This is a genomic window from Curtobacterium sp. MCBA15_008, assembly GCF_001865065.1.
In the GTDB taxonomy this organism is placed as follows: Bacteria; Actinomycetota; Actinomycetes; order Actinomycetales; family Microbacteriaceae; genus Curtobacterium.
Genome location: NZ_MJGN01000045.1, coordinates 92,135 through 118,541, shown reverse-complemented (window position 1 = coordinate 118,541; position 26,407 = coordinate 92,135). Strand labels below are relative to the sequence as shown.

At 65.0% G+C, this 26,407-nt stretch carries 23 protein-coding genes and 1 pseudogene; 9 read left to right on the top strand and 15 right to left on the bottom strand.

Annotated elements, in window-relative coordinates; all coding sequences use genetic code 11:
- Positions 1-433: 433 nt before the first annotated feature.
- The 6 genes from BIU96_RS15115 to BIU96_RS20315 all read left to right on the top strand — a co-directional run bounded on the left by BIU96_RS15115 (position 434) and on the right by BIU96_RS20315 (position 4,567).
- Complete coding sequence (locus BIU96_RS15115) at positions 434-1,060, top strand: hypothetical protein (protein ID WP_139200079.1); 627 nt, start codon at positions 434-436, stop codon at positions 1,058-1,060.
- On the top strand, positions 1,053-2,063 hold the full coding sequence (locus BIU96_RS15110; RefSeq protein WP_139200078.1) for a hypothetical protein: 1,011 nt from the start codon (positions 1,053-1,055) through the stop codon (positions 2,061-2,063). Before BIU96_RS15115 ends, BIU96_RS15110 begins: the two co-directional genes overlap by 8 nt.
- Entirely contained in the window at positions 2,060-2,368 is a 309-nt protein-coding gene (locus tag BIU96_RS15105) for a hypothetical protein (RefSeq protein WP_071293432.1), read from the top strand. Before BIU96_RS15110 ends, BIU96_RS15105 begins: the two co-directional genes overlap by 4 nt.
- Before the next feature lie 53 nt (positions 2,369-2,421).
- Entirely contained in the window at positions 2,422-3,285 is an 864-nt protein-coding gene (locus BIU96_RS15100; protein ID WP_139200077.1) for a hypothetical protein, read from the top strand.
- A complete protein-coding gene (locus tag BIU96_RS15095; RefSeq protein WP_139200076.1) occupies positions 3,282-3,533 on the top strand; it encodes a hypothetical protein in 252 nt (83 codons plus the stop codon). The genes BIU96_RS15100 and BIU96_RS15095 overlap by 4 nt, the downstream gene beginning before the upstream one ends.
- A gap of 266 nt (positions 3,534-3,799) precedes the next feature.
- A complete protein-coding gene (locus BIU96_RS20315; protein ID WP_254786175.1) occupies positions 3,800-4,567 on the top strand; it encodes a hypothetical protein in 768 nt (255 codons plus the stop codon).
- Positions 4,568-4,623: 56 nt separating this feature from the next.
- Here the strand turns inward: BIU96_RS20315 and BIU96_RS20310 are convergent.
- From BIU96_RS20310 to BIU96_RS15065, 6 genes and pseudogenes are all read right to left on the bottom strand, one after another.
- A pseudogene (locus BIU96_RS20310) lies at positions 4,624-4,704 on the bottom strand (hypothetical protein); the annotation flags it as partial.
- Entirely contained in the window at positions 4,691-5,032 is a 342-nt protein-coding gene (locus tag BIU96_RS20305) for an FAD-dependent oxidoreductase (RefSeq protein ID WP_254786174.1), read from the bottom strand. The pseudogene BIU96_RS20310 and the gene BIU96_RS20305, both read right to left, overlap by 14 nt.
- A 134-nt stretch (positions 5,033-5,166) precedes the next feature.
- On the bottom strand, positions 5,167-6,009 hold the full coding sequence (locus BIU96_RS15085; protein WP_071293428.1) for an enoyl-CoA hydratase/isomerase family protein: 843 nt from the start codon (positions 6,007-6,009) through the stop codon (positions 5,167-5,169).
- Positions 6,010-6,311: 302 nt separating this feature from the next.
- The gene (locus tag BIU96_RS15080; protein ID WP_071293427.1) at positions 6,312-7,214 is read right to left on the bottom strand and encodes a zinc-binding dehydrogenase; all 903 of its coding nucleotides are present in this window, start codon (positions 7,212-7,214) and stop codon (positions 6,312-6,314) included.
- Between the two features lie 1,918 nt (positions 7,215-9,132).
- Positions 9,133-9,513 (bottom strand): nuclear transport factor 2 family protein, encoded by a 381-nt coding sequence (locus BIU96_RS15070; RefSeq protein WP_071293425.1) that lies wholly within the window; start codon positions 9,511-9,513, stop codon positions 9,133-9,135.
- Positions 9,514-9,536: 23 nt separating this feature from the next.
- Positions 9,537-10,469: an NADP-dependent oxidoreductase gene (locus tag BIU96_RS15065; RefSeq protein WP_071293424.1), complete on the bottom strand. Its 933-nt coding sequence runs from the start codon at positions 10,467-10,469 to the stop codon at positions 9,537-9,539.
- On the opposite strand from BIU96_RS15065, the gene BIU96_RS15060 reads away from it, so the two are divergent.
- Complete coding sequence (locus BIU96_RS15060; RefSeq protein WP_254786192.1) at positions 10,468-11,493, top strand: GlxA family transcriptional regulator; 1,026 nt, start codon at positions 10,468-10,470, stop codon at positions 11,491-11,493. The two genes, BIU96_RS15065 and BIU96_RS15060, sit on opposite strands and share 2 nt — an antisense overlap.
- Before the next feature lie 138 nt (positions 11,494-11,631).
- Here the strand turns inward: BIU96_RS15060 and BIU96_RS19135 are convergent, their stop codons facing one another.
- Entirely contained in the window at positions 11,632-12,096 is a 465-nt protein-coding gene (locus tag BIU96_RS19135; RefSeq protein ID WP_083402965.1) for a RidA family protein, read from the bottom strand.
- A gap of 351 nt (positions 12,097-12,447) precedes the next feature.
- On the opposite strand from BIU96_RS19135, the gene BIU96_RS19130 reads away from it, so the two are divergent.
- On the top strand, positions 12,448-14,727 hold the full coding sequence (locus BIU96_RS19130) for an XRE family transcriptional regulator (RefSeq protein WP_083402964.1): 2,280 nt from the start codon (positions 12,448-12,450) through the stop codon (positions 14,725-14,727).
- Here BIU96_RS19130 and BIU96_RS15045 read toward each other — a convergent pair.
- Positions 14,681-15,565: a helix-turn-helix transcriptional regulator gene (locus BIU96_RS15045; RefSeq protein ID WP_071293420.1), complete on the bottom strand. Its 885-nt coding sequence runs from the start codon at positions 15,563-15,565 to the stop codon at positions 14,681-14,683. The genes BIU96_RS19130 and BIU96_RS15045 overlap by 47 nt on opposite strands.
- Before the next feature lie 120 nt (positions 15,566-15,685).
- Between BIU96_RS15045 and BIU96_RS15040 the strand changes: the two genes are divergently transcribed.
- Complete coding sequence (locus BIU96_RS15040; RefSeq protein ID WP_083402963.1) at positions 15,686-17,920, top strand: helix-turn-helix domain-containing protein; 2,235 nt, start codon at positions 15,686-15,688, stop codon at positions 17,918-17,920.
- 403 nt (positions 17,921-18,323) lie between these two features.
- On the opposite strand, the gene BIU96_RS15035 is transcribed toward BIU96_RS15040, so the two are convergent.
- From BIU96_RS15035 to BIU96_RS15005, 7 genes are all read right to left on the bottom strand, one after another.
- A complete protein-coding gene (locus BIU96_RS15035; protein WP_175477574.1) occupies positions 18,324-19,139 on the bottom strand; it encodes a GNAT family N-acetyltransferase in 816 nt (271 codons plus the stop codon).
- A gap of 241 nt (positions 19,140-19,380) precedes the next feature.
- Positions 19,381-19,938 carry a YbhB/YbcL family Raf kinase inhibitor-like protein gene (locus BIU96_RS15030; RefSeq protein WP_254786172.1) on the bottom strand — a complete coding sequence of 186 codons (558 nt, stop codon included), beginning with the start codon at positions 19,936-19,938 and terminating at the stop codon, positions 19,381-19,383.
- A gap of 286 nt (positions 19,939-20,224) precedes the next feature.
- Positions 20,225-21,679: a GMC family oxidoreductase gene (locus BIU96_RS15025; RefSeq protein WP_175477573.1), complete on the bottom strand. Its 1,455-nt coding sequence runs from the start codon at positions 21,677-21,679 to the stop codon at positions 20,225-20,227.
- Positions 21,680-22,654: 975 nt separating this feature from the next.
- Complete coding sequence (locus BIU96_RS15020) at positions 22,655-24,079, bottom strand: NAD(P)/FAD-dependent oxidoreductase (protein WP_071293416.1); 1,425 nt, start codon at positions 24,077-24,079, stop codon at positions 22,655-22,657.
- The gene (locus BIU96_RS15015) at positions 24,076-24,378 is read right to left on the bottom strand and encodes a hypothetical protein (RefSeq protein WP_071293415.1); all 303 of its coding nucleotides are present in this window, start codon (positions 24,376-24,378) and stop codon (positions 24,076-24,078) included. Before BIU96_RS15015 ends, BIU96_RS15020 begins: the two co-directional genes overlap by 4 nt.
- A gap of 98 nt (positions 24,379-24,476) precedes the next feature.
- On the bottom strand, positions 24,477-25,757 hold the full coding sequence (locus BIU96_RS15010; protein WP_083402960.1) for an SRPBCC family protein: 1,281 nt from the start codon (positions 25,755-25,757) through the stop codon (positions 24,477-24,479).
- The gene (locus BIU96_RS15005; protein WP_071293414.1) at positions 25,757-26,395 is read right to left on the bottom strand and encodes a flavodoxin family protein; all 639 of its coding nucleotides are present in this window, start codon (positions 26,393-26,395) and stop codon (positions 25,757-25,759) included. The genes BIU96_RS15010 and BIU96_RS15005 overlap by 1 nt, the downstream gene beginning before the upstream one ends.
- Between the last annotated feature and the right edge of the window lie 12 nt (positions 26,396-26,407).

Here is a 26,407-nt window from a genome sequence, read left to right as displayed (position 1 = left end):
CCAGGTGGACCAGGTGGACCGATTCAAGCCGCGAACGGTCTTCCTAGCCATACTCGCGCCCGTTCCGTCCAAAAAAAACTCTGGACGCGACCAGCGCCGTTCCTTACTATGAACGGCATCCCCTGCCGCCAGATTGTGAGGGAGGGGCTCGATTCGCTCCGTGAAGTTGCCTGGCGGACGTCGTCCGGCCGCACGAGAGAAGGACCGATGGCCAACACGTTGACCGACAACGATGACCTGTGGGTCTCAGGCGACAAGTTTGTCGCTGAGCCGGTGCTTTGGTGTCTCGACGTCATGACCGGTCGTCTCGTTGCCATCAGCTGGGACGGCGTTCGTTCGCCGCCTTCCGTCCGGAGCTCACGACGCTACGCAGCCACAGTAGGACCGGATCAGTGCATTCCGGCACCGAGAACGACGACGAGGAGACACCGTCATGACCGACAGTCAACACAATGCTGGGTCTCCGGCAACGAACTCGGGGACTCAGGACAACGAAGCGTCGAGCCTTCGCGCGAATCGACTCGCCACTATCCGCGATCTGGCCCACATCCCATTCGCATCGATCCACGACGAGTTGCCGGCCGGAATGCAGGAGCTCTACGCCGAGGTACACGACGGGCAGGCGCTGGTCCCGGGGTTGAAGATGGGCGTTGGCGCCCTTGTCGTTCAACGCTGGGATCCCGCGTACGCGGCTTCTGGGTGGACGCTCTACGGCGCTGACTTGACCCTCGACATGGGTCATCCCTTCGGGGCGCTGTTCTACCGCAACGACGAAGACGGACGTGTGCTCCGCGTCGGCGTGCAGTGGCATCCCCCGGTGCAGCGCCTCGACTTCCCGGCCCTGCATCCGTCGAAGCCGGAACTCAGCAGCGACTGCTCCGAACACGAGGTTGACGCGGTCGTCCTCGACGCGCGCAGCCGCATCGGGGTACTTGTCGCGACGAACGCGTTGATCGGCTCGTGGGTCGCGACGACCGAAAGTGAGGATGCGATCCTCGACGCCTCCGGTCTGGGCTTGCAGCGCATCGCCGAAGCGCCGGAAGCCGATGCCGATGCTTGACCGGCAGTGGGTGCAGGACATCCGACACGAGCAGACGATTCTGTCGTTGCCGTTCGGGCTCGGGTGGACGATCGACATCACTGAGACGCTGACGGCGCTAGCCGCGGCCGGTATGCCCGCCACAGTGGAGACGTTTGACCGGCTCCGGTTCGAGGACGGTCGGACCGGTTTCCTGTCGTCACCGGACCCAACGACCACCATCACCGACGGCACTCCGGACAGTCGCGACGCGGATCTGATCGTCTTGCCGGGCGGTTCAGAGGGAGGGGTGTTGTCACTGGCGCGGCGGTATCCGGACCTGGTGGTGGTGAATGGGAAACGGCAACGCGTGTGGGCGGACGGCCGGCAGGTGTCCGGGTCGTCGATGCAGCGGGACGCGACGCCGGGCTGGCGGAACGTGTTCGCCATCGCCCGCACCATCACCGTCGACGGCGGTGGTACCAACGAGATCGCAGCGCACACCGGGCTCCCGGTGGAGCATGTCCGCGCGGCGCTGCTGGTGCTCGGTGAGCACGTGGTCCACACACCCCTCGGGTGGGAAGCCCGAGACCGGTCCGGTCTCGCGGACTGGGTCCTTGCGGCGTATCCGGGTGCGGGCGGTGTCCGGACCTGCTGGAAGCGCGCCGCGACCCTCGACGAGCAGGCGGATGAGCTCATCGGACGGGGCGGGGTGATGTCGGACCGGTGGGCAGCCCACCAGTCATGGGCTGAGGTGCCGCCGAACCGGTTGACGGCATTCTTCGCCACCCATCCCGACATGGCCGCACTCGGCTACGAACCCGCCAGCGCGGACGAAGCGACCGTGAAGGTCCTGATCCCACAGGACACGACGATCCTGTCCCCGCCGAACCTCGGCTGCTGCACGGACGACTTCATCACCGCGTCCGTGATCTGGCAGGACGGGTACACGGACGCGCACACGGATGCGGTGAACGGGCTGCGGGAGCTGCTGCACTTCCGCGCCGACACTGCCCACGACCTCCGCTGGATACACGTCCAATGACCAACGAACCGATCGCGAAGCGAGCCGTGGTGTTGCAGTTGGTGTCCCTGACGTTGGCGTTCGACGACGCCCGGTTCTTCGGCGCCGCCATCTTCACCGACGCCAACGACCCCGATGGGCCCTGGGCGACAGTTCTCATCGACCACTCGGACGAGACGCCATGGTTCCGCCTCACCACCACCGACCCATCCGGGAGCGACGTGTCGGAGGCGGCGATGGCGGAAACGGACCGCCTGATGCGGTTCATCCTCACCGAGCAGCCGGAACGCATCGGCCGAACCCGACCCACCCCACCGACGAGCTGACCCCGCACCCTAACCCGCACGCTCCCGTCCCGACTTCTTGGAGGTACTCGCTGATGATGCGTTTGGTTTCCCTGCACCTCTCGAACGACCGGATCCTGTGGGGGCATGTCCTCCTCGAGGACACCGAGCATCCGGACGCGTCGATGGCGCGGATCATGATCGAACCCAGCGACAACGAACCCGGCTACGAGCTCGTCGACCGGAACCGGCGGCGCCTCACCGACCTGACCGCCCCCGCCACGCGGGAAGCGAACCGGATCGTCCAGACCCTCCTCATCCCAGCGTCCGAGATCGCGAAGCGGGAGAAGACGGTCCGCGCCGTCATCCACTCCGGCTACCTCGAAGGATTCCCGGACGACATGCCCTGGCAAGGCCAGTTGTGGATGTACGCCCGGGGTGAGATCAGCATCGACCAGCTCCAGGCGTACACCGACCAAGGTCGACAAATCCCCCGCGAACCCGGCGGCGCTTCTGCTGATGGTGCGGACGTGCCCGAGGAATGGTGGCAGGCCACGCAGGCACGCATCCGACGGCACCTGCTCGACACGACCCTCACCGAAGCGGAAGCCGCCACAGCGCTGCAGATCAGCATCGACGAGGTCGGGGAACTGTTCGGGTCGAACCGGCTGACCAGCTTCGACCTCGACGGCGAAGAACGCATCCCCGACTGGCAGATCGTCCAGCCCGCCCTCCCCGAGTTCGGCGACCCATCCAGTCTCCTGCCCGGCCTCGATGTGCTCTTCGCAGCTGCCCCGCAGCCGCTCCTCGACGCGGCAGCGATCACCGAGTTCATGACCACACCCCGGCAGTTCCTCAGCGTCGACGACGTACCCCTGACACCGTTGACCTGGATGCAGCAAGGCCGGCCCCTCGCCACCGTCATCGCCCTGTTCCGCGGACGGCGGTGGCGCTGGTGACCACCCGACCAGAGCTGTTCCTCCTCACTGTCGCGTTCGACATGGCCGGCACCCACGGACACATGTACTTCCGCGACCCACCGGACTCCGAGCTCCGGCAAGTCATCGTCACGAGCACCGACAGCGACGGCGGCTACCGCTGCGAACCAGCACACGGCGACACCCGCGACGGGTGGGAGCCGTTCCTCACCGAAGCCCGCTGGATCATCGCCCTCATCCGACCCGACACCCCCGAAGAGCGCCGCTGATGGGGCCCGCACTGCAATGGGTCGCCGACGCCTACGCCGGACGCCCGCAGATCACCCTCCCCTACGGGCTCGGGGACACCGCGGACCTCACCGACGCCCTCGCCGTCCTCAAACTCGCCGGCCTGCACGCAGTCGTCGAGTCGCACGACACGATCCGCCTCGCCGACGGACGCCGAGCCCGCCTCCCAACATCGACCCGGAACCCACGCGGCGAACCAGACACCCCCGCAGAGTTGCTCCTGCTCGCCCCGCGCACCGTGATGCAAATGCAGATTGCACTCGCGGAACAAACCGAGACGGTACTGCTCGTCGACGTCGACCGCCGACGAGTTTGGGTCAACGGGAAACAGGTCCTCGGTGTCCACGACCGGTGGAAGGACGCCGCCCCGATCTACATCACCTTCGCCGTCGCCCGGATGCTCGCCATCAACGGCGCCAAATTCGACGAGCTCGTCAACCGCGGGAACCTCACGCCCGGCCAGGTGGACGATGCCCTCGCCCGGCTCGGGAAACGGGTGCACCGCACCCGCATCGGATGGGAATCCCGGAAAGTCGGCGGCCTCGTCGACTGGAGCATCGCCTGCTACCCAGGCCCAGGCGGCATCCGCACGCGGTGGCGGACGGACCTACCGCTCCCGGAGCAGGCAGAGCGGCTCATCGGCGCCGGCTGTCTGATCTCCGGGCGGGGGATCTCGAGCCGCCCTGGTTACCCGGCGATCACGGTCGGTAAGACGACGCCGTACCGGCTCGTCGCCTTCGCAGCGAACGAAATCGATATGAAGGGCCTCGGATTCGAGCCCGAAGATGAGGACCTGGCCGGGACCGAGCTCCTCCTCCCGGCCGACCCAACCGTCTTCGCCACCGCGACCGCCGCCGGCTACCGAGACCGCACCGACGACATCATCACCGCCAACACACTCCTCCGCGCCGACACCCGCAGTGAAGACGACGCGGCCGCCCTCGAGGAGGTTCGGAATCGGTTGTGGTTCCTTGCCGACACCGGGTACGACCTTCGGTGGAACCTGCCCGATTGAGAGCCCCGGACCTGCAGACTGGCATCGCACCTGAGTCGGACCACACATTTGAGCTTGCGCATCTGGCGGCTGACTTCGTTGGAGACGTCGACATCTTCGCTCGGAAGCGGCCGGTCAGCAGATTCAACGACGGTCACCTTCACTCCGTAGCTGCCGAGAATGTAGGCGAACTCTAGCCCGATCACTCCTTGCGTCACTCACTTCTCTGCTTTGGTCGAATGCGACGCCGTAATCAACGGCTACCGCGCCGGCAATACCATATGCCGCCGCTTCGGTTGTCACTATGTGAGCGATTTCCGCGTTTCGAATGAGTGCTTTCGCGGGAACGCGTCCGATGTTCAGACATTCTCCTCCCCAATACTGTTTCTCGATGATGGCGACGTTTGATCCGAGTTGGGCGACACGGATGGCGGCAACGTAGCCGCCGGGGCCTGCACCGAGGACGATGAGGTCGTGATAAACCACGGTTTCTCCTGCAGATGATTGGCGAAGGACAATGTCGTGGGAGCGCGGCCGACCCTTCGTCGCGGAGCTGGCTTCTGCGCTGAAGTCGCAGAGGTAGGTTGCGAACCCCAGGCGACGAGGGCGGGCCCCTTTGGCTACCCGTTCTCGGTCGCGTTTGAACCTGCTGCGGCCCGTTGCTGTGCAGCGCGGCCGATGAAGTCCCCGAGATCAAGTTCGAAGGCGACGAGTTGCTCCGGCGTGAGGGCGGGCGTAGCGCCGCCGGTCGCTCGGGCCTTGAACGCCGCGGAGGATGTGAGCTGTTCGAAGGCCTCGTACGCCGATTGGAGGTCAGACTTGGAGGGCAGCGCCGACCGGTTCACCATGGCTTTCGCGGTAGCGAGCGCCGTTCTGTCGAAGGACGACAGCCGTTCCACAACGCTTGCGACGTACTCGTCAAGTTTCTCGTCGTTGAGTGCCCGGGTGACCCACCCCCACCGCTCGGCCGTCCCAGCGTCGTAGTCGGCGCTCGTCAGAATCGCCTCTAACGCACGATCGCGACCTACTTGGCGGGGAAGGCGCTCAGTTCCGCCGCCACCTGGGACCAAGGCTGTGCCGACTTCGGGCTGCCCAAAGCGTGCCTGCTCCCGGCTGGCGTAACGAAGGTCCAATGCGAGCGCCAACTCGTTGCCCCCGCCTCGAGTGCGACCGCGAATCAGCGCGATGGTGACGTACGGCGTCTTGGACAGTGACACCACGAGATCCGTCCAAGCGGGACCGCCGGGAAACTCGTCGAGGTGTGTCAAATCGAAGTGGTTGAGAAAGAAGCCTTCGACGGCGCTGTCGAACACGACCACCTTCAACTGGGCGTCGGACGCGAGGCTGTTGACGATGTCAATCAAGCCTCGCACGGCGCTTCCGGTAACGAGCCCGACCGGAGGGTTCGAGAAGGTGATCCGCCCGACGGCGGGCGACTCGCGGGTGAACTGGACGGTGGGCATCAGGTCTCCGATCGGTGGTGGGACGGACCCAGAGCGTAGGTTTTGTCAGCCCGGGCAGCCTGCCCCGAACAGGGGCAGGCTGCCTTCATTCAGACAAGACGGATCGCCCCAACGCCCTCAGTTCGGCGCCTGCGAACTCAGCGTCGTTTGGCGCGCGCGGTGTTTTTCTGCAGCGACCTTGATTGCTCCGACTACTTGCCAACTGGTTTCGACGCCGCGGAGGCCGTCTCCCGCGATCCGCATGATGACGGCCGATCAACGTAGGAGTACCCCGTCACGCGAGCGGCCGGGCGCTCGTGCTTTCAATCGAAGGAGAGCACGATCTTGTCGCTGGTCTGGCCCGATTCGAGGAGGCGGTGAGCTTCGGCCGCTTCTCCGATGGGGAGAGTACGACTCTGTTTCAGACGGAGCTCTCCGGTGGCGAGTAACGGCATGGTGGTAGCCAGCGCATCGGGAGCGCGGTTCGGGCTCGGATGCGACAAGAGTGCCCCAGAAGTCGCGACGTCGGGTCCTCCGGTGAGGGTAACCACTCTGCTCGGGTCTCGGGTTGCTGCCACTGCTTCTAACAGTTCCCCATGGCCCGCTGCAGCGATGACGGCGTCGACGTGGGAGCCAATCCGGTCGAAGACTCCGCTGCCGTACTCGACGAATTCGCCTCCGACGTCCTGGACCAGCCCGGCGTCTCGTTTTCTTGCCGCGCCAATGACCCGAATGCCCTGCAGTGCCGCTAGTTGCGTAACGATCAACCCGACCGCGCCGACGGCGCCGAGGACGACAAGCGTGTCCCCGCGCACCGCGCGAATCTGGCGGAGAGTTCCCACTGCCGCGTCGGCCGATGCAGGTAGCGCCGCGGCTGCAGCCCAACTCACCGAGGCGGCCTTTGAGTACCAGACGTTAGTGGCGACAAGCTCGCCGTACCCACCCTGAGAAGGCAAGAGCGCGGCGACCTCGTCGCCGACGTTAGCGTTCGCTCCCTCGCCGACCGCCTCGACAACCCCGGACGCTTCGAAACCCAACACGTCGCCCGGGCGCTGAGGGAACACAGCGGTGAGATTACCGGTGCGGATTCGAAGATCGGTCGGGCCAACTGCCGCAGCCTTCACGCGGATGAGGACCTCTCCCGGTTGCGCCCGTGGCGTTTTCACCTCACGCCACTGCAGCACCTCTGGGCCACCAAACTCTGTGATGACGATCGCGCTCGACATCCAGTCTCCGTCCGTTGCATCGCCTCTGGAACAGTTCACACAGCCATCGCTAGCCCACGAAGTTGACGCCCTCGCCCCGTGGTTGCAGGGACCGCTCAAAGAAGCATGCCGACGCGGTGCAGGCAGTAGAAGCCCCTAAGAGGAACACCCTCCGTGCCGGCCCGCAACTCGTAGCCCCTGTGCCGGCAGCGACGGCTCCAGCACGCAGCGTCTGCCCTCGAGGCACGACCTGGACGGCATCACCGCGGCACGCGGGAACATCCTTGATGTCTCGGGGCCTCTGACCCTCGATCATGACCGACCTCGGCGCCGACCAGGACCGCGACAAGTCAGCTCAGCTTCGCCCGCCGGGCGCCCACAGCCACTCCTCCGGGGCGTCTTCGATGCCGTGGAAGCCGTCTCGTTCGAGGGCATCACGACGGTCGAAGATCGTCGCCGCATACTCGTCGGACCAGTTTGAAGCCTTCGCTTCACGTGCGTCGCGGAAAAGGGCGGGGTCCAACCGCGCCAGACTCGGGCCGCGGTCAGCGCTCGGCTCGACGGCTGAGTCGGGTAGGACGACGTCCCAGCCCCAACCGGTGGCGGCGTCATTGAGTCGGTCGTAGCCGGCGGCTTCGAGCCGACCGGTGAGTTCACCAGTGAAGCGGCGCTCCTGCTTGAGGAGACCAGCGGCACAGAGCTTGGCGACCGTGGCGTCGCCGTAGCGGCGGCGGTGCGTGTCGGTGATTGTAAAGTTGACAGAACCTGGCAGTCGGCGTCATCTTCACGTTTGTGGGCAGCGTGATGCTGCTCGCAGGCTGGCTCTTCTCGTCGTCGCGCAACGACCGATCTCGCAAGTAACCGAGACAGACGGTGCACGGAGAAGGATCGGTCACCGGACGAGGTACTGGCGCGGTGTTGCGGTTACGCGATCATGCTTTCCCAGAATATGAGCTCGCTCCGCCCGTCCTCGGTAAGCGGCGACCCATTGGTGTCCGTCGCGTTGTCCAGGACGGTTGCGAACACGCTGCCGTCGGGTAACAGCAGTTCTTGCGCCGTCCACCGCACTGCCCCGTAGCCAGGCAGGTCAGTGCAGCCGGAAGTCATCCGAGCCTCACCACCGCACGACCCTCACTCGCTTCGCGTCCGGCATGGCCCGTGGAAAGTTGCGCCTCCGAGCGACCAGCGGTCGCACAGTGGCACCGACCACCGACCCACAGACTCTGTCGTAGCCGACAGGTTTCAGGTGATTGCGCGGCCCCTCGCGGCTCCCTCATCCAGCTGCGAGGTGCCGCTCTCGTTCGAGCGAGAAGGGGGCCGATCTGTGACCCGAACACAGACCGACTCCCGTTCGTCGCACCTGATCCGCACGACGACCCATTGAGTGGAGCGCACCCAGCCAGCCATTCCCAGGGCTTATTTGTACTGACATAGTGTGCACGGCGAGTCTTTTGCCCAGCTGGGCAGCGAACGTGGAACGAGCACATCTCAACGAAGCCAATCGGCTGCTTCGGCGCGAAGGGCTCCGTCGTGCGTGCGGCTTCACGTAATCGGGCGTCGTTCCCCTATCGCCGGCGAGGTGACCGTCCGTATCGTGGGTCTGGACGGAGTCGGTGTACCCACCCAGCGAAGTCGGAAGGGGGGACTCAGGCCTTCTCGTCCGTGGGATGCGCGGACCCGAAACGCCTGCCCCACCGAACGGTTCCCGCCCGGCATCGCCTTGACGTGCCACGAACTCCCGTCGTTCCGTTGAACGATCCGCTCTTGAGACGGATGGATATGGGGTGGCGGGTCACCCTACGTCCGTGGTTCGGTGCAGGCATACGCGCCGGAGGTATCGACGGGACCGTGAGCTCGGAGTGGGCGAGCACGGCATGTCCGACACTGGGACCTTGAGGTGGCGCGAGGCCACTGAGCCGCGGTCGGGTCGAGGACACGATCAGAACATGGTGTTCGTGTTGGCTGCCTGCTCCGGCACCTGCTGCATCACGTCCCAGTGTTCGACGATTTTGCCGTCTTCCAAGCGCCAGACGTCGGCGACGGCCATGCCCCGGTCGCCCGGGGTGAGGTGGAACGCGCTATGCGTCACAACGAAGTCGCCCTCGGCGACGGCGCGCTTGACGTCGAGGTGCAGTTCCGGGAATCGCTCGCGCATCGAGTGCACGTAGGCGACGAAGGCCGGGACCCCGTCTGGTGCGACGGGGTTGTGCTGCACGTAACGATCGCCGATCGCGTCGGCCGCAGCGGCCTCCGGTTCCCCGCTGTTGAAGGCGCGGGTGTAAAAGGTGGTGACGAGTTCGGTGTTGCTGGTGGTGGACATCACGTTCCCTCAATCAGTGGTGGTCAGGGCAGGAGGACGGTCTTGCCGAAGCTGCCGCCGTCGCGGTGTGCGCTCGCGGCGTCTGCAAGGGGGTACGTCGCTGCCACCGTGGGGCGCAGCTGACCTGTCTCGACGAGCCGGACGAGTTCGCCCAAGCCGAGGCGGTCGGCCTCGACAAGCAGTCCGTGCAGGCGGACGCCGCGCTCGGCGGCAGCGGCGACCGTCGCGGGTGTGATCTGCGGGATCATCGTGACGACGGTGCCGCCGGGGCGGACCATGCTTACTGCGGTGGTGGTGAAGTCGCCGCCGAGGACGTCGATCACGACGTCGAGGTCGGACACCGTGCTTGCGACGTCGGTCGTCCGGTAGTCCACCACCCGCGTCGCTCCGTAGGCGCGGGCCGCGTCGACGTTAGCCGTTGAGGCGAGCGCGGTGATTTCGGCCCCGAGTGCCGCGGCGATCTGGATCGCAAGGTGCCCAACCCCGCCGGTTGCGCCGGTCACGAGCACTCGCGTGCCGGCACCGACGTGTGCAGTTTCGACGAGGGCCTGCCAGGCGGTGAGCCCGGCGAGCGGCAGAGCACCGGCCTCGACGTGGGTGAGCGCGTCCGGCTTGCGCAGCAGAGCCCGCGTCGGTGCGATTACATACTCGGCGTATGCTCCGGCACCCTTCGGGAACGGCAACAGGCCGAAGACCTCGTCGCCGGGCTCGAGGATCGTCACGCCGGGTCCGATCGCGCTGACGACGCCGGAGACATCCCATCCGAGGGTGAACGGCGGCTGCGCCCCAAAAGCTCCCACCTGCCGGTACATCTGGTCGGCAGGATTGACGCCGGCGGCCCGGACCTGCACGAGTACCTCACCGACCCCCGGTGTTGGGCGGGGAACTTCGGCTCCGTGCAGTACCTCGGGTCCGCCGAGGCGGTCCTGCGTCATCGCGAACATTGTCGTGGTCATGCAGCCAACGTTAGGAAGCCGCGATCCGGTACCCAATGACCATCCCGTCATGTTCCGATACGATTCTGCCATGTCCTCCGCCCCGGCCCACCGCGTGGTCGTCCTAGCGCAGAACGGCGCCTACCCGTTCGAACTCGGCATGCCGTCGCGAGTGTTCGGGGCAGCCGACGACGCGTACGATGTGGTGCTCTGTACGCCGGACGGCGGCCCCATCCGGACGAACGCCGGGTTCGATGTCACACCGTCGGTCGGGCCGGAAGCGCTCGCGACCGCGGACACCGTCGTCATCGCGCCGGTGGAGCCGTACTCCCTCCGCCGTGAGCTCCCCGACGACGTCCGGGCGGTACTGGGGACGATCCGGCACGGTGCCCGGGTGGTCTCGATCTGCACCGGCGGTTTCACGCTCGCGGCCGCGGGGATGCTCGACGACCGGCGGGCGACGACGCACTGGCAGTGCGCGCCGCTCTTCCGGGAGTGGTTCCCGGGTATCGAGCTCAATGAGGACGTGCTCTTCACCTCCGACGGACGAATCCACACCTCAGCGGGCGCCGCGGCCGGGATCGACCTCTGCCTCCACCTCATCCGCGAGGACAACGGCCCGGAGCTAGCCAACGCCGCGGCCCGGCGGTGCGTCGTCGCGCCGCACCGGGACGGCGGACAGGCCCAGTTCATTGAACGTCCGGTCGCGAACTCGAGCGACCAGTCGACGTCCTCGACCAGGGATTGGGCCCTCGCCCGGCTCCGCGACCCGCTGACGATTCGCACCCTCGCGGGCCACGCGCACATGAGCGAGCGGACGTTTGCGCGGCGCTTCCTTGGCGAGACAGGGGTGACGCCTCGCCGCTGGATCACCCAGCAACGGCTCGGGCTGGCCAGGGAGCTCCTCGAGACCACCGCACTGGACATCGAGGCAATTGCGGGGGAAGTCGGGTACGCCGGCGCCGCATCGCTTCGGCGACACCTGTCGGCGTCGGTCGGAACAACGCCGTCCCGCTACCGGAACACGTTCCGCTCCGCACGCTAACCCCTCCGACGCACTCCTTCGAAGGACAGAACGACCTTGTCGCTCGTCCGACCCGTCTCCGACGGCAGCGCTCAACGTCGAGCTGGTCCCGGTACCGCTGATTGTCTCGTCGCCCGCGTCTTCACGTCGTCGGCAGGGCTAGCTGAATTCCACGACCAGTTCAACCTCGACGGGCGCGTTCAGTGGGAGAACCGCGACGCCGACCGCGCTCCGGGCATGAGTTCCCGCGTCGCCGAAGACTGCTCCGAGCAGGTCCGAGGCTCCGTCAAGTACTTCTGGTTGGCCGAAAAAGCCCGGGTCGGAGGCGACGAAACCGACGACCTTGACGATGCGTCGAACACGGTCGAGCGATCCCAACGCGGCTTCAACTGCGGCGAGAGCGTTGACGGCAGCGACGCGGGCGTACGCTGCTGCATCCTGCACTGTGATCTCGGTGCCCACTTTGCCGGTCGCCGTAAGCACACCGCCGACATACGGCAGTTGCCCTGCCGTGTAGACGTAATTGCCACTGATCACCGCAGGCACGTATGTTCCCGCCGGTGCTGCCGCTTGCGTCGGCATGACGATTCCAAGCGCGACTAGCCGATCGCTCACTGCAGACATGAGGGGCCCACTTTCTGTTCCTGGTACACCGGTACGCTGTCGCGATCGGATGTTCGCGGCGTCCAGTGCCTATGACGGTATAGCCGCGTGTTGACGGCATCGTGTCCCCCGCCCTACCCCTTTCGTGAGCGTGGCATCTCGGCGAAGGATGCACCCGTCTTCCCTGCTTGCCCGCACTAAGGCAGCGAGGCGCCGCCTCCGGGCGCTCCGGTGGGCGGCACGTTGCAGGTCAACAATCAGAGGTGAAGCAGCGAGCACAGACATCCTCACTGACCACGTCGCCCTTTCTTCGGAAGGTCCGCCCATGATCTGATTTCGACCCTCGGCTCGCCAATTGGAGGCGTCTGCGAGATGATGACAGCCCGGCGCAGTGGGACGAGCTTGGAGCGTGCGATGGAAGCAACCCTTGCTGAGCGTCTCCGGTCCCTTCGCGTCTCTGCGGGGATGACGATCGAGATGCTCTCCGAACGTTCGGGGGTGAGTGTTCGAGGGATCAGCGATATCGAGCGCGGCCGGAGCAGGCAGCCCCACCCGAAGACCGTGGACGCTTTAATCGCGGCGTTGGAAGTGGGTTCGGTTGAGCGTGACTGGCTCAGAGCTCCGCTACTGAAGACCACATCATCGGATCCAACTCCGTTCCCTGACGTGGGCGCCGCCGACGTTGCTCCTCCCCGCGTTGGTGATCTAGTCGGTCGGACGGATGAACTGCGGCGGCTGGTTGCCTTCATCGAGCCAAGCCGGCAGACGGTGACGGTAGTTGTGAGCGGTCCTCCGGGGGTGGGAAAGACAACGCTTGCGGTGGAAGCAGCGCACCAGGGCGAGCAGGGGCGACGGCGGCTGTACGCGGACCTCGCCGGGCAGGGCCGTCCCTCTGCAACAGCCCTTGAGGTTGTTCAACGACTGCTTCGACAGTGCGACTCAGGGGACCCGCCGGGCACTCTTTCTGCTGCGGTCGACCGGTGGGCCAAAGTGTGCAGGGCTGCTTCGATGCTTGTGCATCTGGACAACGTCAGCGGCGAAGAGCAAGTTCGTCCGCTCCTTGCCGGCGAGGGACTCGCGCTGGTGCTCACATCGCGGCGGAGCCTCGGAGGGCTGGCCGCAAAACGTCTTCCGCTTCTGCCACTGGGCGACGCAGACGGAGAGCAGCTGCTCCGAAAGATAGTTCCGGAGTGGCAGCGCACCGATGAAGCAGTTCGTGAGCTTGCTTCGCTCTGCAGGGGGCTCCCGCTGGCCCTCCGAGTCGCTGGCAACAGGGTTGCCAGTCGGCCCGCCACATCGGCAGGCGATCTTGTCGCGCGTTTGCGGCTTGAGGAACGGCGTCTTGCGCTGTTGGTCGCTGGTGACTTGTCCGTTGCGTCGGCGATTGCTCTTTCCTACCAAGACCTCGACGCGGAGACGTCGGCCGTGTTCCGGGCGATCGCTGCGGTAGATGGCGTGAGCTTCACCGCGGAGATCGTTGCTGGTGCTGACTACTGGGAGGTCACGGACGTCGAGCAACGTCTCGAGGATCTTGTCGAGCTCGGCCTGCTCGAGCAGCGCGGCGGAGACCGGTACCGCATGCATGACCTCATTCGGCTCTTCGCCGTGCGTCGTTTGGAGGATGACCCTGAGGTGGCGTCGACCGTTCGCTTACGTCTGAGGAACGCCTTGTTGGACCAGCTTCAGGCGGTTGCAGCGGCGTTCGTCTGGCACCAGCTCGGCCCCGTGCCGCAGTCATCCGTCTCGCATAGTGACGCGCTGGAGTGGCTAGTGGTCGAAGTTGATCATTGGTGGCCGGCGGTGCAGTCAGCCGCTGCGGCGGGCGAGGACCACCGCGTGATCGTGCTCGCTAAAACCCTGCAATGGGTTGCGAACCTCTGGCCTGACTGGGGGCACTGGTACGACCTCGACCAGCTCGCCGCTCACTCCGCCGCTGTCACAGGGGACGTTGCGGTCCAGTCCGAAGTTGCCGGGCAACTCGCTTGGGCGGCGCATGTTGAGTTGGTGAACCACGATTTGGCGATCAAACATGCACAAGACGCTCTCGACTTCGCACAACGTTCCGAACGACCAGACGTGCTTGCTTGGGGGCACTACCACGTCGGATGGGCCCTGACCGAAGCTGGTGCGCACGCTCAGGCTCTTGCACACGCACGTGCCGCCATGGATGCCTTCGACGCCCATCCGCCGTCCGAGCCGGTATTCGTGTACCAGGCTCGCGGCCTCGTCGGGCTGGTACTGCGCCGTCTCGGTCAATATGAGGCATCCGTGGAGATGCTTCGCGCCACAGTCACAGCGCTCGAAGAGCACGACGATGCGGTAGACCGTCGCGCGCGGTACGCACGCGCCCTGGCCAGAGATGAACTCGCACGATCGCTGGTGGCGGCCGGTCACTCAACTGACGCACTCACTGTGCTCGACGTAGCCCTCACCATAGCGAATGGAGCATCCGACCATGCCCTCGCCCAAGTGCTGCGCACCCGCGGTGTTGTCCTCCGAAGCATGGGACACCCCGTGGATGCTCAGCATGACTTCGAGCGTGCACTCAGCGTGCTTCCGGAAGCCGGCTTACCGGGCCGCTTCCGAGAACTCCGGGAAGAGATCATCACGCTACTTCTGGCGTTCCAGTCAGGGAACGAGACTCTTCCCTGACGCTTTCATTCCGGGCAAGCTCCGCTCTCAGCGTCTCAAGTGCATCGTTGCCCGGTGTCCCCGGCGCAGCGTGGAAGGCGACGAGCACGTGGCGTCGAGGCCCGGGAACGAGCAAGGTCTGGCATTGGAGGCTGACGAACCCGTGGCCGTCCACGTACTGGCGGATCTCACCGATGTGATGCGGTCGAGCATCATGCCTGGCCCACAGGCGACGGAACTCGGGATCGCGAATCGAGAGCGTGCCGACGATTTCCTGCAGTCTCACGTCCTCGGGATCGCTGTTGAAACGGAGAGTCGCGACCGTGCGTTCCGCGGTCTCCTCCCAGTCCTCGAACGCGGCGCGCGCGGCGTCCGAAAAGACTGTCAGCGGGATGTTGACGCCGGAGGCGAGGCCACCTCCGCTCATCGCGCTAGCCAAGGGGTTCACGATGACAACATCCTGGTTACCGTCCATGATGTAGGTCGGCGTGTTAGTCCATTGGTTGAGCATCACCCCGAGGCCCGCGTCCAACTGTGCCTCCAGTTCTGGAGGAAGCCTTCGCGGCAGATCCCCGTGCCGCATCTGCGCAAGGCGGCCCATGTGCTCAACACCTGCGGGGTCGAGCCGCAGTGCCCGCCCTAGCGCCGTGACGACCTGCTCGGAGGGTTGACGGTCGCGGCCCTGCTCAAGGCGGAGGTAATACTCCTGACTGATGCCGGCGAGACGCGCGACCTCGTCACGTCGCAGGCCGGGCACACGGCGAGCGGTAAGGCTCACGACTCCGACGTCCCGGGGCTGGAGAATTGCTCGGCGGGCGCGCAGGTACTCGCCCAGCGGAGATGGTTTCGTTGCCGCCATTGTCCTTCACTCCCACCGTCCCGGTGCACCGCTGCTTCGTGGTGCTGGATCATTGATTCCTAGGACATCAGCGACGCCAGGTGCACACCAGGCAGAACACAGGCAGGAACGGGGAACCGGGTGGACGCACCGAATGGATTTGAGCTGCTGAGGCAGCTTCGTCGCAGCGCGGGCCTCACGATCGCGGACCTCGCAGCCGCAGCTGGCGTCGGCGTGCGAACCATTGGTGACATCGAACGCGGAGTCGCCCGTCGCCCGCAACGGCCCACCCTTGAGGCGCTCGCCCAGGCCCTCGACGCATCCCAGAGCGATCGATCAGTGCTCCTCAGGATGGGTCGCGGGGTTGGAGTAGGGGGCGTCTCCAAGGAACCGCTGCCGCTTGCGGACTTCACCGGGCGTGCCGGCGAGACAGGAGCCGTTGGCGACCACCTGCTCGCTGAACCCGCGGCGCTAGTCATGATCACGGGTGGCCCGGGGATCGGGAAGTCCACGATCGCCCTTGAAGCGTTTCGTGATGATCGTCGGGAGACGTTGTTCGTGGATCTCGCGGCGCAGTCGTCGGCGCCGGTCCAGTCCCTCAACGTGCTCCAGCGGCTCATCTTCCTCGCAACGAACGGGGCGGAGGATCCACCACCGACCCTGGCTGCTGCGATGTCTCGATGGCAGCAGCTATGCGCCGAGCAGGCACCAGCCGTAATCCTCGATGACGCCCACAACGAGGCACAGGTCCGGCCAGTGCTCGACGCTCCCGGTCGAGGGCCGGTCGTCGTGACTTCGCGCCGCCTCCTCAGCGGACTGGACGCAACACTCCGAGTCGCGGTGGAGCCGATGCCGATTGACGAGAGCGTAGGGCTGCTCGCGCGTATTGTCCCATCCGAGGGCAGCAGCGACAATCTTCGTGACCTCGCGTCGTTGTGCTCGGGCGTACCGCTGGCGCTGCGCGTCGCAGGGAGTCGCATTGCAGCGTCGGGCGACACTGCCAGCGATTTCGTCGCGGCGATGCGCGCCGAGGAGCGTCGCCTTCGCATGTTGGCGCACCACGATGTGTCTGTTGAAGCCGCGTTCGCAGTCTCTTACCGTGACCTGGAAGCAAACGTAGCACGGCAGTTCCGCGCTCTTGCGGTCATAGACGGGGCGACGTTCGGCGCCGATATAGCGACCGCGCCACTGGGCACCGCGGCTTCCCGAGGAGATGCGGCAGCTGACACCGAAGACTCGCTTGAAGAGCTTGTCGAACTCGGGCTTGTCGAACCCCGCGGAGGCAACCGGTACCGCGTCCACGACCTCCTGCGCGTCTTCGCGCTCGAGCAGCTCGTCATAGCCGAGGGAAGCGACGCGATCACTGCTCGACGAGAGCTGCTGCGAAGCGTCGTCCTTGCCCGACTACGAGCCGCCGCCGGGTGGTTCTCACCAGCCGGACCAGCAAAGGCCGAGTTCCCTGATTCGGCGTCGGCACGTGCGTGGATCACAGCTGAAGTGGACCACTGGTGGCCAGCGTTCGAAGCGGCGTTCACGGAGCAACGCCACACCACAGTCGTCGAGGTTGCCGATGCCTTGCAGTGGTTCTCGAACCTCTGGCCTGCCTGGGGCCACTGGTGGGACCTCTTCGGGCACGCCGTCGACGCGGCGAAATCGCAACAGGATTCAGCCGCCGCGTCCCGGCTCCTGGGACGCAGAACGTGGGCGGCTCTGATGGAACGCGGTGATCGCGAAGCCGCCCTGGATGTCGCTTTGGAGGGGCAGGCGGAAGCGCTTCGCTCTGGCAAGGAAGCGGTCGTCGCCGAAGCTGAATATCACGTGGCTTGGGCGCTTCTTGTCCTTCGGCGCCCCGAGGAGGCGCTCCCTCACATTGAGGCCGCCGTCGCCGGCCACTTAAGAACGGGCAACCGGGACGCGCTCCTGCAATGCCGATCGATGTACGGAGCGGCTCTTCATCTGCTCAGTCGCCATGAAGAAGCTATCGAAGCGTTCCGGGTCGTGCTGGCGGAACTTCCCGCGTCGTCGTCAGATCCCGGCACTGGATTCACTCGGGTGGTGGCGCTTGAGGAGATTTCGAAGAGTGCCATTGCGCTCGAGCGGTGGGATGAGGCCGAGGCCGCCGCGGGGGACGGCTTCGCCGTAGCTTCTGAGATGGCTTGGGACATCGGTGCGGTGCGGGCGTTGCGACAACGCTCCGAAGCGCGGCTGGGCGCCGGACTGACCATCGAGGCTTACCACGACGCGAAACGCGGTCTCGCGATGATCGAAGACGAACGCAATGATGCTCAAGCAGTGGCCGTCCGTGCTGAGCTGGAGAGCATTCTAGGCCGTTTGACCGTGGGGACAGATATCGCTGGTGACGTGCAAGCGTCCTGATCAGACCAACGCTCCGGACGTTCTGCGCCGGCTCATCTGCACCCTGAAGCAATCTGAATACGACGTTGACTACAGACGCCGTCACGAACGAGAAGATGGACGCGAGGGCTCCCCGTTCCGGCGATCATGCCCTGCCACGCCCCAAGCACCAGTACGGCCCGTAGCGCCTAGTGCCAGTGGGCAGGCGGAACTCATCTCGTCGTCACGCAAAAGACGGCGAGATGGCGAGTTATAACCGACTGGCCATTGTGCTCCAGCACTCTCAACTGTTGGTCGGTTGCGAGCCCGCAACTCACCCGCGGACGGTCGCGCCCAGAGACCAGGTGATCGCCTCCCTGTCCGGACTACTAAGTTACACGGCTGCTGCACGTAGTTCGTTTCCTGCCATCACTGACCGCGCGCTCTACTTACCGTCCGACGGGAAGAAGTAGGTGATGCCATCGGCGGCTGCGGCGAAACCCAGTCGTCGATAAACGGACAGGCCCGCCGCGCTGGACTGCAGGTACGCGGTATGTGCACCATCGCGTTGACCCTCCTTGAGGAGCTGCGCCGTGACGGCAGCACCGAGTCCTTGCCGCTGCACCTTGGGGCTGACTCCGATCGCGAAAATGCCTAGGAAGCCGAGATCGTCAAGGATCGACATGCCTGTGGCTACCGGAACCCCGCGCCTATACGCCACAATCGCTCTGGCCCCGACCGACGCAAGAACGGCTTCGTCTACGAAGGGGGCTCCTAAGCTTCGCCCCGCGCCGAACGCGTCACCGAGGACCACTTCGAAATCGTTCGCTGCTTCGCGCGATGCCACTTCACGGATGTCGAACTCGGTGCCGAACTGGACGACATCAGCTGCGGCGAGTGGTCGCACATACGTCGTCGTGGTGTCAGCGACTGCGTCGAAGCTGGCGGCGGCATCACGGATGGCCTCAGTCGTCGCGCTTTCGACACTCATGATCGACCACTTCTTGCCGTCCTCAAGCGCACCCGCCGCGCTGAGTATGTCGGCGATCGCCGCGTCAGGAGTCGGGTGCAGCCCGTTCATCGTACGAAGATCTGCACCGGTGAAGATTGTCTCAACCACACCCGCAACATGCCTTCCCTGAGGGAGCGCGTCGGCCATTGCCGCAAACGCTCCGAGCAACGCGGCCGATGCGCCTTCACCGAAACCTACGTCCGAATTAGTGAGTCCGTTCAATGCAGTTCCATTCATTTTCGTGCTCATCACAATGGGTTGAAGGCCGAGATTTCGCAACTTCGCTCTCGGCGCCCGATCGTGGGTGTCCAGTCGGGCCCTGTTCTGATGATGGTTAGGTGCGTTCATCAAGCTGTTCGCGTGTTGGCTTTTGATCCTGCTCCGGGTCTGCGCAAGCGCCCTCACCCTGCGGTGAACTTCCGCAGCACCACCGAATGGGCTTGCCCGGTCGTGCGAGTCCTTGAGAGCCCGCGAGTCTCGGGCTGGCGCGTCACAGAGATGCCGTGGCGACCAGCGTTGCGCGACCGACAGTGTTCGCCGCCATGTTGAAGCCGAGGTAGCCCGGCGAAGCTCCGTCCGGCAGTTCGATCCGGTCGACGTTGAGCGCGTGCACGGTAATCACGTATCGGTGGACGCCACTGCCAACTGCTGGCGCGGCTCCGATGAAGTGCGCATCGCCAGTGTCGCCGCGCAGTTGAATCGAGCCGGGTGGCAACCCGGTGCCTCTGGGATCACCCGCTCCAGTCGGTAGTGATCTCACGGTTGCCGGAATGTTCGCGACGGCCCAGTGCCAGAAGCCGGACAACGTTGCAGCGTCTGGGTCGAAGACTGTTACAGCGAAGCTTTTCGTCGACGGAGGAGCTCCATCCCAACTCAGCTGCGGAGAGATGTCCTGTCCTCCCGTGACGCCGTACTTCCCGGACATCTGCGGCAGCGAAAGCGCCTGCCAGGGCGAGATCGTGTCGCTCCTCAGATCGAAGCTGGGGACTTCGGGGAGGTGCTGAAATACGAGCGCGATCCGCTCGTCATGACCTGCGTCGTCCGGCACGGGTGTCTCCTTGCTTCCGCTTCCGCGGCGAACCACCGCGCGGACGACGCTATTGGCGGTTACCGGTCACAGCGTGTCCCCGCCCGGGTCATCCTCGGGTGGAGAATCGCCGTCGTCGGCGGGGCATCCTCATCCGCGGCAACCCGGCAGTGCTCGCGAGCTGCCGAGCGCACTTCATCGAGGTAGCGCCCGGGGCTCATCGGTTGCCACTACCTACCGAGACCGTCCCGCGCAGCAGATTTCGGGGGGGGGGGGTTGCCGTATGACGTGGCGAGCTGACCCGCTTTCACTGGGCCGCTGCTATGAACTTCGCCGCGCGTTCCGCGATTGCGAGGACTGTCGCGTTCGTGTTCGCGCGGACGATGGTTGGCATCACTGCGGCATCGGCCACACGGAGACCCGCGACACCTCGAACGCGAAGCTCCGCGTCCACGACCGCCGAGGCGTCCTCCCCCATCCGAGCAGTTCCGACCCCATGCCAGTAGAACCCGACCGCCTCCCGAATGCGATGTTCGAGATCGGAGTCGGTGTCCGCTTGAAGGCCTGGCACGGCCTCGAACATCATGTACCGAGCTAAGGCGGTATTGGTGGCTAGGCCCCGGACAAGGCCAACGCCAGCGATAAGGCGCTTCACATCTTCCGCCTGCCCGAGGAGGTTCGGGTCGATGGCTGGTGGCGTGGCAACGTTTGCGCTTCGGATGCTCACCGTTCCGATGCTTTCCGGTTTGATGACGGATACACCAATACAGAACGCGGTTTGCCCGTTGGACGCAACGTTGTTCATGACGAAAAGCTGTAGGTCGGGTTCGGCGGCGTCTTCGCTACTGAAGATCAGCGCCCCCGCTTCCACTCGTTGCGCCGCTGGTTGGAGAGGCCACTTTGATGGGTACACCATCACCAACAGGGGGTGGTCACGTAGATTGCGGCCAACTTCGGGTGCATCGACAACGAGCGGAATGTGTAGCGATTTTAGGAGAGCGGCGTCTCCGATCCCGGACACTTGCAGGAGCTGCGGCGTGCCGATCACACCGGCGCTCAGAATCACCTCCCGTCGCGCCAGGATGACGTGAGTATCGCCCCCGCGCGCATACTCAACTCCGATGCAGCGTTCGCCGGCGTTGTTGAACAGGAGACGCGTCGCTGTCGCGTTGTCTAGTAGCGTCAGGTTGCTTCGATCTCGGACCTTGCTGGGCAGATACGCATCGGCGACAGTCACGCGGACGTCATGAGCGATTGCCAGCGGGAATCGACCGATCCAGGTGTTGCGGATTGACGCGAACGCGTCGAGGGCCGCGTCGGTGTCCGCATTCGCGGGTTCCTCTTGCACCCGTAGCGGCCCAGCCGATCCGCGGCGAACCGTGCCCGCAGCGCCGATATAGGTCTCCGACTTCTGAAGAAACGGCAGAATGTCCTCGAATTGCCATGAGACCGAAGCTGACGCTGGCCAATCTTGGAAGTCCTCGGGCTGAGGCCAAACGTGCATCATCCCGTTGATCGCGCTTGATCCGCCGACCGCCTTGCCTCGGGGATACGCAATCTGACGCTGGTTGGCGTGCTCCTGCGCGACTGTGCTGTAGCCCCAGTCGACTTCGGAGCCTGGCAGGTTTCGCCATTCACCAGGCTCCCTCGCGCTCTCGGGAAGCGAGTCTGACCCAGCTTCGAGCAGCGCCACCGTGCGGTCGACGTTTTCGGACAGTCTCGACGCGAGCACTGCGCCCGCAGATCCGCCGCCGACGATCACGTAGTCACTTGTTGTTGTCACTTCTTGTCCTCCGATCCTGAGTTCCTCAGGGATTGCCGTCAGAGCTCGTCCGGCGGGGCGCGCGCATTGTCGCTCGGCCGCTGGTAGAACCGTTTCGAGGTGCCCTGACTCCTCGCGACGGGCCACAGAGTGTCCGGCGTCCCTCGCCTGGAGGAGGCAACGTTGCTGTGGTTTACCCCCGTAGCCCGCCTCGCTGTGCGGCTGTACTTGCTGCCCAGTCGTGTCGCGTACCTCGGCCTTCCACATCCGTTGAGCGACGTGAGTAAGGATTTGGGGCGTCCAGGCGCCGGTCGCGTCCTGCTATTCGGTACCGACGCTGCCAGCGGCTTAGGGGTCCTCACGCACGAGCTTGCCCTTCCAGGGCATCTCGCTCGTTCGATCAGCGAGCGCAGTGGCCGTGTGACGAGAGTGGATCTTGTGCAGACCCCGGGCTCACGAATCGGGGAACTCAGCGGTCTGGCCCGAACCGTGGTTGCTGCTGACTACGACGGCATCGCCGTTGTTTGTGGTGTCTCCGACGCCGCACGGCTCTGCGATCTTGAGAAGTGGAGGGCGTCCGTGCTTCGGCTTCTCCACTCGATTCGGGCGTCCGGGAAGACGGTGCCGATTGTATTCGTGGGTGTTCCAGAGCTGAGTTCGTTGCCGGGCGTGACGCTCCGCGCAGGAGGGCTGGTCGATAGGTGGGCCCAGTCGATGAACCGAGTATCCGAGGAAGTCTGCGCTGCCATGCATTTCGTCACATTTCAGCCTGCTGTGTCACCAGCTGGTGAAGGTCCCGATACGCGCTTCCGGTCAGCAGCATCGTACCGAGCTATGGGCGAGAAACTGGCGGCCGTACTGACCCCCGTGCTGTGTGCGCACGCTGGGCATGTGCGGTGAGAAGCGGGCCACGGTCGGGAACCCCTGCGGGATCCCGACCGCGCCCCGCGACGCTTGAAGCGGAGCATTTCCCCGTTAGGGCTGGCGTCCGTATGCCTCAAGCAGACGCAACCAGATTTCGTTCATTGTTGGATACGCCGGGACCGCGTGCCACAGCCTGTCGAGCGTGACTTCGCCGACGACGGCGACGGTGGCTGCTTGAAGCAGCTCGGCAACGTCTTGCCCAACGAAGGTGACCCCGACGATGACTGACCTGTCCTCGTCCACGATCATCTTCGCTCGTCCCTGGTACCCGTCGGCTTGAAGCGCCGACCCCGCTACCGCTCCGAGGTCATATTCGACGGCGCGGATGTTCCTGCCCTGAGCCTGGGCTTCACGTTCCGTGAGGCCGACGCTTGCGACTTCGGGGTCCGTGAAGGTAACTTGCGGAACCGCAGCGTGGTCCGCTGTCGCAACGTGCGCACCCCAGGGCGTGTCGCGGACAGTCTCTCCATGCAGGCGAGCCGCAATAGCTTCGCCAGCAGCTCGCGCCTGGTACTTCCCCTGGTGTGTCAGGAGAGCGCGATGGTTCACGTCACCCACGGCATAGAGCCAGTCGGTACCAGCGACCAGCATCGTGTCATCAACGTCGATCCAATCGCCGGGAGTGAGTCCCACTGTTTCGAGCCCCAGGTCGCTCGTCTGGGGAACTCGGCCGGTGGCAACCAAGATCTCCTGCGCGGTGACAGCGCTGCCGTCGTTGAGGAAGGCCGTCGCCATCCCCTTCTCGTCACGAGTCACTCGGTCGATGTCGGTGCGGACCCGGACGTCGACACCCAACTCACGAAGACCCTTCTCCACCAGTTCGCCGGCGAAGGGCTCTTGGCCACCAAGCAGCCGCCCACGGGCCACCAACGTCACCGTCGAGCCGAGCGAAGCCCACGCTGTAGCGAGTTCGGTACCCGCTACCCCGCCGCCGATGACAAGGAGGCTCTCTGGAACCCGTTGCGCGCTCGTTGCCTCCCGGGTGCCCCACGGTGCGGCCTCGACCAGGCCGTCGATGTCGGGCATCGCGTGTTGGGAGCCAGTCGCGATCGCGACCGCGCCGCGCGCGACGTACTCGTGCACCTCACCGGTTGGCGTCGTCACTTCTATTCTGCGCGGCCCGGTGAGACGTGCGCGGCCACGGAGCAGGTCGATGTCCGCGGACTTCAACCACGCCACTTGGCCCTCGTCCTTCCATCCGCTGGTGAACGAGTTTCGTCGCGCGAGCACCGCCGAAGCGTTGACGCCTCCCGATATAGCTTCCTTGGCGCCGCCAAGCCGGCTTGCAGCGCGAAGAGCGTGCCCGCTCCGGAGGAGCGCCTTCGAGGGCATGCAGGCCCAGTAGGAGCACTCACCGCCAACCAGTTCCGATTCGACGATCGCCGTCCGCAGGCCCCTCTTGTGGGCATAGTCAGCGACGTTCTCGCCGACCGCTCCCGCGCCAATGACGATGAGGTCGTATGTGTCCTCCGTCATCGTTCGACGTCCGTGAACAGGCCGGTGAACGTCCCGCCAGCAGAAGCGAGCTGTCCGAAGAACTCTCCACCTTCGGGAGACGCGACTGCTGCCGACGCGTCATCGTAGGTTTCGAAGTACATGTCGATCGTGCGGTGGGCAGGCGTCGGCGAGCCGTCCTCCTTCGGCCAGACCTTCCCAGATTCGATTCGCACGATCTTCGGGATCTGTGCAGCTGCTTCCAGCATGCTCGGCACTGCTGCCTCGAGCGTGTCGACATCCGACGGGTTATCGATGATGAGGGTGACCTTGGTAGACATGATTGCTCCTGTTCGGATTGCTGAGGTTAGTGACGTTTGTCGTTGATATCCGTTGGAACGGACTCTTGGGTTCTGATCACGCTGATGAAACGAACGGCTTAGGCCGTTGCTTCTTCGTCCTTGCTGAACTGGGCTGCGGCTGAAGCGGTAAGCGTGTAAGGGTTACCGAGTTCGGGGTAACGCTTTAGCATTTGTGCCACCAGCGCTTCCTCGGAGTCGCTCTGCGCGACCGAGGCGTTGAAGTCACGAAGGTAGGCACGGGTCGCAGCGATGAGCGGTGTTGACGCGTCCGACTGAGCGGCAGGGTCCCGGTGCCCGGTCACCACCCATGACGCGTCGAGCTCATCGACCATGTCGATTGCTGCTTCCCATTCCTCACGCTTGGCCGCGTCGGTCTGCGCCAGCCACAGGTGAATCCCGTTGTAGATGACGTCTCCGCCGGCGACTGCGTCCAGGTCTCGGATGTACACAACGCTCGACGGGTCTGTGTCGCTCTGCCCGACCGAGATCGGCACCAACTTGTGCCCTTCCAGATCGATGTAGTTCGACGTCATCGGGGTGGGCCCGGCTACCGTTTCCGGGATCTGGCCGGGGAACAGTGATCCCCAGTAAGCCAAGTAACCCTCGCTCAGCTGCTCGTCGGCGAACGGCATAACCTCCGGAAGCGCGACGGCGGTCGCGCCGGGGAATGCGGCGAGGACCGCTGCGAGGCCGAGGAAGTGATCGGCGTGGCCGTGCGTGACGTAGACAGTCGTGAGGTTTTTGCCGCTGGCCTTGATCCAGTCAACGAGTTCCGAGACCTCCTTGACTGTGATGAGAGCATCGATGAGGACTGCATCGGTGACACCCGCAACCAGCGTCGCGGTGCTCGCGGGCCAAGTAGCTGGGGTGGATGACTTCCACTCCGGCACGGCACCGCTGATGGGCTTGTAGTCGCTCACGTACACGTTCAACGACAACGGGGGGAGAAGCTCCCCGCCGGCGTTTTGAAGGCATGCCTCGTACCAGCCGGCCATCTGCGAACGAGCTGCTTCATTCTCAGCGCCGCGAGCTGTGAACTCGGCCGACCAGGTGACCACGCTCCCGTCCCCTTCATCGTGGATTCGAAGGGTTGCGAGGTAGTCCGCCACGGGGAGGGATCCGGGGTCGGAGAATGTGAACGTCATGGCCCACGCCATGGACGTGATGAGTCGCTCCGTGACGGGCGAGCCCACGCCATGGAGGTGCACCTCGCGAACTCGGCCGTGCTCGAGGTAGTTGACGTGGTCAACGCCCGGCATCCAGGTCACGTCATCGAACTTGCCGATGCGCGCCCAGACCTCGGCCGCGGGCTGATCGAATCGTGCCGCTCGGGCTACGTGAAGACGAGGGACATCCATTAGGCACTCACCGTTTCCATTTCGTTGTTTGTGGCCGAAGCGAGCGTGTGCCGCCCGGCGATAAAGATTTCGGTCTGGCGGGCGACCTGGCGTCCGAGGTGCGCGGCCGTCGCGATGTCTGAGCCGTGCATCGCGTCCGGGGCCACGTCGTTATGGGTCTGGCCTGCCGCTCCTGACCAGAATCCGAGTCGGTTGAGGTCGTCTTCACCGGCGTCCTTGAAGTTCCACCCCGCGGCCATGCCAAGGTTGATCCAGATCATGTGGTGCTGCGCCGCGAGGGCCTGCAGGAAACCGAGCGTGTTCGACTTGTCACCAGCCTTCGACCCGGAGTTGGTGAACCCAGCGGCAAGCTTGTCCGCCCAAGCGCTTCGGAAAAAGCGGCCGCCGGTCAGTTCAGCGAACCGGTGGAATTCGGCCGATGCGCCGCCCATGTAGGTCGGTGCCCCGAAGATGATTGCGTCGGCTGCGTCCAAGGCCGCCCATGCTGCGTCATCAATCGTGGTGACGTCGAGAAGTGTCACCTCGCCACCGCGTTCGCTTGCTCCTTCGGCGACAGCTTTTGCGAGGACTGCTGTGTGGCCGTACCCGGAGTGATAGGCGACCACGATCGAGCCCGGAGTGAGGTCTTCGCTAGGCATGTTGTCTCTTCT

Coding starts and splice junctions, on each gene's coding strand:
- BIU96_RS15070 (WP_071293425.1), bottom strand. CDS start 9,513: ATGTCCACCACCAGCAACACCGAACTCGTCACCACCTTTTACACCCGC.
- BIU96_RS15020 (WP_071293416.1), bottom strand. CDS start 24,079: ATGACGGAGGACACATACGACCTCATCGTCATTGGCGCGGGAGCGGTC.
- BIU96_RS19130 (WP_083402964.1), top strand. CDS start 12,448: ATGATGACAGCCCGGCGCAGTGGGACGAGCTTGGAGCGTGCGATGGAA.
- BIU96_RS15110 (WP_139200078.1), top strand. CDS start 1,053: ATGCTTGACCGGCAGTGGGTGCAGGACATCCGACACGAGCAGACGATT.
- BIU96_RS15060 (WP_254786192.1), top strand. CDS start 10,468: ATGCAGCCAACGTTAGGAAGCCGCGATCCGGTACCCAATGACCATCCC.
- BIU96_RS15045 (WP_071293420.1), bottom strand. CDS start 15,565: ATGGCGGCAACGAAACCATCTCCGCTGGGCGAGTACCTGCGCGCCCGC.
- BIU96_RS15080 (WP_071293427.1), bottom strand. CDS start 7,214: ATGTCGAGCGCGATCGTCATCACAGAGTTTGGTGGCCCAGAGGTGCTG.
- BIU96_RS15105 (WP_071293432.1), top strand. CDS start 2,060: ATGACCAACGAACCGATCGCGAAGCGAGCCGTGGTGTTGCAGTTGGTG.
- BIU96_RS15015 (WP_071293415.1), bottom strand. CDS start 24,378: ATGTCTACCAAGGTCACCCTCATCATCGATAACCCGTCGGATGTCGAC.
- BIU96_RS15065 (WP_071293424.1), bottom strand. CDS start 10,469: ATGACCACGACAATGTTCGCGATGACGCAGGACCGCCTCGGCGGACCC.
- BIU96_RS15115 (WP_139200079.1), top strand. CDS start 434: ATGACCGACAGTCAACACAATGCTGGGTCTCCGGCAACGAACTCGGGG.
- BIU96_RS15010 (WP_083402960.1), bottom strand. CDS start 25,757: ATGGATGTCCCTCGTCTTCACGTAGCCCGAGCGGCACGATTCGATCAG.
- BIU96_RS15100 (WP_139200077.1), top strand. CDS start 2,422: ATGATGCGTTTGGTTTCCCTGCACCTCTCGAACGACCGGATCCTGTGG.
- BIU96_RS15085 (WP_071293428.1), bottom strand. CDS start 6,009: ATGCCCACCGTCCAGTTCACCCGCGAGTCGCCCGCCGTCGGGCGGATC.
- BIU96_RS19135 (WP_083402965.1), bottom strand. CDS start 12,096: ATGTCTGCAGTGAGCGATCGGCTAGTCGCGCTTGGAATCGTCATGCCG.
- BIU96_RS15035 (WP_175477574.1), bottom strand. CDS start 19,139: ATGAGCACGAAAATGAATGGAACTGCATTGAACGGACTCACTAATTCG.
- BIU96_RS15005 (WP_071293414.1), bottom strand. CDS start 26,395: ATGCCTAGCGAAGACCTCACTCCGGGCTCGATCGTGGTCGCCTATCAC.
- BIU96_RS20315 (WP_254786175.1), top strand. CDS start 3,800: ATGCAGATTGCACTCGCGGAACAAACCGAGACGGTACTGCTCGTCGAC.